This window comes from Vibrio phycocola, assembly GCF_054404255.1.
This window is the reverse complement of record NZ_JBTAMQ010000016.1, coordinates 91,650-97,649: the sequence shown is the minus strand read 5'-3', so window position 1 is coordinate 97,649 and position 6,000 is coordinate 91,650. Positions and strand designations below refer to the sequence as shown.

The 6,000-nt window shown below is 39.2% G+C and carries 6 protein-coding genes and 1 pseudogene; 4 read left to right on the top strand and 3 right to left on the bottom strand.

What is annotated here, in order from left to right; translation table 11 throughout:
• The 4 genes and pseudogenes from ACXJY6_RS17800 to ACXJY6_RS17785 all read left to right on the top strand — a co-directional run.
• A pseudogene (locus ACXJY6_RS17800) lies at window positions 1-216 on the top strand (hypothetical protein); the annotation flags it as partial.
• A gap of 120 nt (window positions 217-336) precedes the next feature.
• A complete protein-coding gene (locus tag ACXJY6_RS17795; RefSeq protein ID WP_238774917.1) occupies window positions 337-801 on the top strand; it encodes a DUF6932 family protein in 465 nt (154 codons plus the stop codon).
• A 10-nt stretch (window positions 802-811) separates the two neighbouring features.
• The gene (locus tag ACXJY6_RS17790) at window positions 812-2,044 is read left to right on the top strand and encodes an ImmA/IrrE family metallo-endopeptidase (RefSeq protein ID WP_458769152.1); all 1,233 of its coding nucleotides are present in this window, start codon (window positions 812-814) and stop codon (window positions 2,042-2,044) included.
• Window positions 2,044-3,150 (top strand): beta family protein, encoded by a 1,107-nt coding sequence (locus tag ACXJY6_RS17785; protein ID WP_458769151.1) that lies wholly within the window; start codon window positions 2,044-2,046, stop codon window positions 3,148-3,150. The genes ACXJY6_RS17790 and ACXJY6_RS17785 overlap by 1 nt, the downstream gene beginning before the upstream one ends.
• Here ACXJY6_RS17785 and ACXJY6_RS17780 read toward each other — a convergent pair.
• The 3 genes from ACXJY6_RS17780 to ACXJY6_RS17770 form a co-directional block, all read right to left on the bottom strand.
• Window positions 3,095-3,685, bottom strand: coding sequence for a sce7726 family protein (locus ACXJY6_RS17780; RefSeq protein WP_238774925.1), 591 nt, complete (start codon window positions 3,683-3,685; stop codon window positions 3,095-3,097). The genes ACXJY6_RS17785 and ACXJY6_RS17780 overlap by 56 nt on opposite strands.
• Before the next feature lie 341 nt (window positions 3,686-4,026).
• Window positions 4,027-5,433, bottom strand: a complete 1,407-nt coding sequence (locus tag ACXJY6_RS17775; protein WP_458769150.1) for a HipA domain-containing protein — start codon at window positions 5,431-5,433, stop codon at window positions 4,027-4,029.
• Complete coding sequence (locus tag ACXJY6_RS17770; protein ID WP_458769149.1) at window positions 5,426-5,761, bottom strand: helix-turn-helix domain-containing protein; 336 nt, start codon at window positions 5,759-5,761, stop codon at window positions 5,426-5,428. Before ACXJY6_RS17770 ends, ACXJY6_RS17775 begins: the two co-directional genes overlap by 8 nt.
• Window positions 5,762-6,000 lie beyond the last annotated feature (239 nt).

Sequence of the window (6,000 nt, the reverse complement as noted above, 5' to 3'; positions counted from 1 at the left end):
GAGCCGTATGCAGTGAAAGTTGCACGTACGGTTCTTAGAGGGGCGGCACTTGGTAACAAGTGTCGTCTACTCGACCAAGACGTGTTTAGAGCGCATATAACCAACATTAGATTTATTTGTGCAGCAAGCTGCTGCATAATTAGGAAATTGCCTGCTTCATCGAATGTCCAACAGGCTGTTGGACAAACTCCAATATTTACCGCAGGCCCAACCTAAAGAAAGCCAAACACTGGTTTGAACGCTCACCTCACATAATGATTAATATATGAATGAATTCTCATGACTCTCGTGATATACATCCATTTATATACAACTAATTTAATTTGATGGTTGGTAATGTCAGTTACTTTTATAAAGCCTCCGAAGGCGCCTTGGCCAGTATTAGAAGAAGGGATACATACGTTAAGCATAAAAGAATTTAGCGATATTTTTGTCTTTAATCCTCATAGGCGTAAACAATTTGATGGTTTATTAGAGGCAATAAAATCATTAAAACAAGCTGGTTGCACTAACCTATTTATAGATGGCAGTTACGTCACCCAAAAACCCCTTCCCGGCGATTATGATGCCTGTTGGGACGTAAATAACGTTGATTTAGATAAGCTTGATTCGGTTTTCTTAAGATTTGAAAATGGTAGAAAAGCTCAAAAAGATAAATATGAAGGTGAATTTTTCCCTGCCCAAAGTTTTGCAGATCATGCCCAGACCGTACAATACATACACTTTTTCCAACGTGAAAAGCACTCGGGCACTCAAAAAGGCATTGTTTTGCTAAAACTTGATGATGTAGTAGATAGTTAGGGTAAGTGACATGATACTTAATGACTTAGAATTACAATCTTCGCTAAAAGCTGCCTCAGAATTGCAAGAAGCATTAGATTCTTTCAAAGATGACGGTGACTGGTTGAATGCTATTCAAAAAGAATCAATGCGTCATCAACTTCAGGATCTGAACGATGACATAAAGCTCTACGGGGACCTTCAGCACGGCAATTTTAAAACCAAAAATCACTTAAAACTGGATGAACTGCCGAATTACCTTATCTGTGCTCGAATTTCAAAGAACATCACGCAAGACCAAGTAGCCGCTTATTTAAATATTCAGCCAGAAGAATTTACAAAAATTGAAGCATCTCAATATGCTGGCGTTAACCTATCCAGAATTATCAACGTATCTCATTACCTCAACCTAGATATTAAGAAAATTGTAAACTCTGATGGTAAAACCGTTTTTGAAGAAAATGAAGATGATCTTATAGATTGGAGTGCATTGCCAATTAACGAAATGCAAAAACGAGGATGGATAGATAAAGGAACAAATACGCTAGAGTCCGCAAAGCAGTTCATTAAGGGTTCATTTGGATTTGGCCTGCAACCAGCCCTAAATAGAAAAACCTCGTTTACCGGAAAAACCTCAAAGAAAGCATCTCTACTTGCGTGGCAGGCTCAAGTTTTATCTTCTGCAAACAAAATCATTCGCTCCAAAGAAATACCTTCTTTTGAGCTAAATGACTCTTGGATTCCAGAACTAGTTCAATTGAGTAAGCATGAAAACGGCCCAGTATTGGCCATAGAACTACTTGAAAGAAAAGGAATTATTTGGATTTACGAACCCCATCTCCACGGTACTTATTTAGATGGTGGCGCTATGCTTGCGGAAAATGGCACCCCGATCATAGGCATGACTCTTCGCCATGATCGTATAGATAATTTTTGGTTTGTTTTACTACATGAGCTAGGACATGTTTTTCTTCATCTATCAAATATTGGAAATGAGTTTGTTGATGAAAAAGTTGGAGAAGACCAAGACGGGGAAGATCTTGAGAATGAAGCAGATTTATTTGCACTGGATAGTTTAATTCCACCAGACCTATGGAAAACGGCAGTCTCAAGAGTTATGCCAACAAACACGGCTATTGAGGGTGATGCTAACAAAATGGGAATTCATCCAGCGATCATTGCTGGCAGATGGCGTAAAGAAAAAGACAACTACCGAAAATTTAGTGATTTGGTTGGATATGGAAAAGTTAGGGAGATGTTTTAATGGCAGAAGAGCTAGGTACCTATAAAAAATACTTACCTATTCTCAAATGGAGACAGGGAGAATATCAAGCATTACTCCGACTAGATAGCTCAATAAAAAGAAATCTTTACCCTTTATTTGTAATTCCCCCAGTGGAATACGATTTTGAAGAAGATAAGCCTAAAAAAACAGCGGAAGAACATGTAGAGAAACTTGCAAAAAGATATAAAGAGAAGTGGGGAAAACTCCCTTCATTGATAGATATCGATAATACTCTCCACCTAGATAATGTTAGTGATGGTAGAACCATACCAGAGTTCATTTTTGATGAAATAGCTTCTGTTACAAAAAACTTTTCTCCAGTCACCCGATTAGATTATGACCATAGCTATGTAAATGCAGTGAAGAAATGCGTTAGCTCATACGCGACAGGGCTTGGAATAAGAGTCGCTTTAGATCAACTCGCCAACCCTAGTAATATAACGAAAATACAAACTCTAATGTCCTTTATAGGATGCATACCTAAACATACAGATCTGATAGTTGATTTTCAAAAAGGTAGCACATACGAACCAAATGAAGATGTCATCTTAATTGTATCAAGCCTTTTGAATAGCATTCCACAAATCAAAGAGTATCGTTCAATATATATTGCAGGCACTTCCTTGGATCTAAACACAGTAAAAAAGCCGGGGGCAAAACAAGAGCGAAATGACTGGATATTCTATCAAGCATTGTATGCTTCACTGGGCAAGGCCTACACTAATCTTGGCTTTGGTGACTACACCATTGAAACACCTGAATTTAGCTCTTTTGATATGCGATTAATGAATCCCGCAGCTAAATTAGTATATTCATACAAAGATAAATGGGTAATTTATAAAGGTTCAGCATTTAGGGATGATACATCCCAAATGAAGGGGCTATGCAAGAAACTAGTAACTTCCCAAAACAACTATTTCTATGGAGCAAAATACTCCAAAGGGGATACTAAAATTTATGAATGCTCTCAAGGGGTTGGGAGTTATGGTAACCTTGGCACATGGAAAGAAGTAGCAGTTAGCCACCACCTTACACTAGTTGTTTATCAGAACGCCAGTTTGCTCGGGTTTCAAACATTACCTTAATATTCTTTACCAGATCATCAAGGTTAACCTTACTAACCAAAGTCTTATAGAGCTCGGCTCTCGTCCCCCTTCGAGCTCGCAATGGAACTCCCAGTTTTTCTAATAACTCTTGAGTTTCCTGCTTCCATAGCAAATGAGCTACATGAAGCGCATCTACATTCGGATTTTTCTTGGCTTTTCTAACCGTAGAAAAATGAATGGCTCCTTTACTACCCTTTTGAGCTAGGACTATTCCAACCCAATCAGGGGCTAGCTCTAAGACTTCTGAGACATGATTTGGAGCAACTACTAATGTTAGCTTTTGAAGTGTTTTAATATATGTATCTAGCTGATCGTTAAACCGTAATAAATTGTCTTTTGAGCTTTTTATTTCATATCCGTGAATACACCCATTAACAACAGCAATATCAATCCTGTTTGAACCATGCATTAGCCCAAGTTCGTCAATAACTAAAGTTTGTGAATCAGAATGTTGCCTTTTAAGCTTCTTACGATGGAAAGCTTCTCGAATCTCCAAATCTTTTGTTGCAAACATAAATTTCTATCTCTATCGGGGTACGGGTATCTGAAACGCCGACCATTCTACAATAATTTTGGTATTGCTTCATTCTGATATCAGCGAACTTACCATCCGTATTTCTTCATTAAGTACTCTATATCGCTAGCATCAATGACATCTAACAAGGATAACAGATAAATCAATGTTTATTTCAGAGTTCAACCCATAAGTGTTCTGCACCAGTGATACTGGACAATCGACGAAGTGAGTTGCCATACTTCAGTTAATTTATACCTTGCTAAATTGGCAAAAAAAGTAACTCAAAATTGTCCAAAAATAGTTTATAAAACTGCTAATAATCGTCCCCGCATTTGCCATTAAAGAAGTTCACTCATTTCTGGCACACTGTCGGCCTGCGCTAGCAAGTATTCACATTCTGTTTGGATGAGTGATACACATAGTTCTATGTGTTCACGCTCTTCATCATCGATTCCTTGGGCTTCGGTAAGTCCAATCGTTTCCTTTAGGGCATTCTTTATGACGCCAACGGTTTCTACCATTATGGAAGCCATTTTGGTGCCTGAATAGCCGAGCAGAGCGCCGAACTCAGCTAAATCATAGCTGGTGATAGGGCATTGGAAGTTACCTTTCGGTGGATTTTGAAAGTCTTCGCTTTTCCAATCGCCAATCGACATTGCAAAATATTGAGGAATACTAGCAGCACGCCCCTCATGAGCAGACAATTTACCGCTTCGTGAGTTGCGTTTTGTTCCCTCTTGAGAGATAGCTTCTATGTTTACTAAATCATAAAAAGGGGCTAGTTCAAGGCCTTTAGGGGTCGTGAAAAAGCTAATGTTTTTACCATGAGCATCGTAGTTTAGAGTTGCTAGATTAAAGAGCATCCATTGGGTAAGCTTTAGGTTAGTGATTACCGTGTCTATGGTTTTGACGTCAAGAAGGCGTGGGAAAGAAACGCCATCACGCATATATACGCCATCGCCTTCATCCCCATTCTGACGCTCGTACTTGTAACCTGGAGGTAAGTCAGTCGCCTGACAGCCATCAATCACATGTTTTCGTTGAGCGACATCACGAGCTTCGATATAGGCACGATCGAACCGCTCTATTATCAGTGTCCTAGTCTTCCCAATGCGAGTTAACTCCACATTAGCGACATCCAAACCTGCTAGCTTGGCTAATGTCATACAGAAGAACTCATTAACAGCAATACACGGAGCTTTACCGCTTTCAAACTTAAGAATGTAGTTCGAACTTAATTTGCCTTCACCAAATCCCCATTCATCACCGCGCTTAAGTAAGTTTAATTTGTTTTGAACTCCAGCAACCGAAAGGCGAACCTTACCGTCCCAATAAACTAATGGCGCTAGATTTTGCTCTAATCGCTCTATTAGTTCATCATCAGGTACAGGTCTGAAACTGGTTTCCTGAGGTTCTGAGTTTGGAACTCGAAAAGATAATGCGCCTGATGTTTCCGAACCAAGCTTACGAATCAGTCCGAACGTATTGCTTTTGGAGATCGTCGTGTTTTGTATCATCTCCTCAAAGGCTTCTCCTTCAGGAAGAAGATTTCTGAGATAGTTCTCGATACTACGTGGTGAAGCCTGATCATCGAAAGGGATATGAGGCGAAATCGGGAAACCAGTGCGTTTCCATTCTTCTTCATAGATGAATGAGAATTCTGTTTCCGTTCCAACAGGAAGAATCAAACGACCAATTTTGGTATTCGTACCGATAAACACGTCTAACTGTTGTAACTTACTCATACCAACCGTCCTCATTGCCGCTTACGCTGTTTTCATCTTTGGAGATTGTTTGGCTATGTGGACGAATAAATAGGTTTAAGTCGATAAGGCGTAACGACAGCCCTAAGATATCCATTAGGACGAGTACATTGGTAAAAGTGACACTGGAATCGCCTTTTTCTACCTTCATAACTGTTCTACGAGATAAATTGGCTTTTGAAGCGAGATCATCAATACGCCAGCCTTTTTCTGTGCGTTTTGAGCGAATGGCACACCCCAGCGTGTCCATACTGAACTCGGTATTCAAATCAGGCATAGGTTGTGCTTTTACCATTTTACCTTTTTTCATAAGTGCCTTTTAATGTACTTTTATCACTGTTAGGTTCGTCTTGAATTATAAGTTCACTATAACTCACTTTTGTGGAGCTGTATAAGAAAATTATCTATAAGTGAAATTTAAGATACTTATGATTTGCTAGTTTAATAGGTGTTGTTTCGCAAATAAGCTTGAAGATCAACGACACCATATATGACTAGCCGTTATCTTCTGATAGACATACCTAGTCCCATGACTCTGTTTCTAGCTTT